Annotated in this window: 1 protein-coding gene; it reads right to left on the bottom strand. The window is 49.2% G+C overall.

Translation table 11 applies throughout. From position 1 onward, the window contains the following. Positions 1-487, bottom strand: a 487-nt coding sequence (locus tag ACXJ7R_RS36205; RefSeq protein WP_457155958.1) for a hypothetical protein, incomplete at its 3' end; no start/stop codon positions are given. Positions 488-508: the final 21 nt, after the last annotated feature.

Raw genomic sequence — 508 nt, 5'->3', positions numbered from 1 at the left:
GCTCGACGGTGTTCACCAGGACATGCTTGGGCGATTTCGCCAATGCATTGCTGACTTCCAGTTCGATATTCTCGTTCCCGTAGGATACAAAAAGGGGATTCAGGAAGACATGCTTCAACAAATCATAGCTTACGCCATAAAATGAGTCGTGAAGGATAAACGTATCTGCGATCCTTTGATTGCTATCATCAGGAAATGTTCGAGATACGTAGTCGTCATAAGTTTCTTCGGCTTCCTCGTGGTCGATTCTCAGCAGCCTGTTTGGCATGTCGGTGGCGTGCATGACTTGACCGCTTGCGAGGATCGGGCCGTCCACTTTTCTGCCGGTCAACTCGAAGACGAGTTGCCTGACGGCTTTGAGTTTCCCCAGCTCGTTCCAATGGGTATCCGTTCTGAAGTAGAGCAGGTCATCGGTTACGTCATGACCCATCACATCGAAATGGTCTATTATGCTCGATTTGCTGGTCTTTGCGATGCGGCGCCACAAACGCGATGAAAGTATCTTACA

This window comes from Mesorhizobium sp. P5_C1 (assembly GCF_054049815.1).
This window is presented reverse-complemented; position numbering and strand designations above follow the sequence as displayed.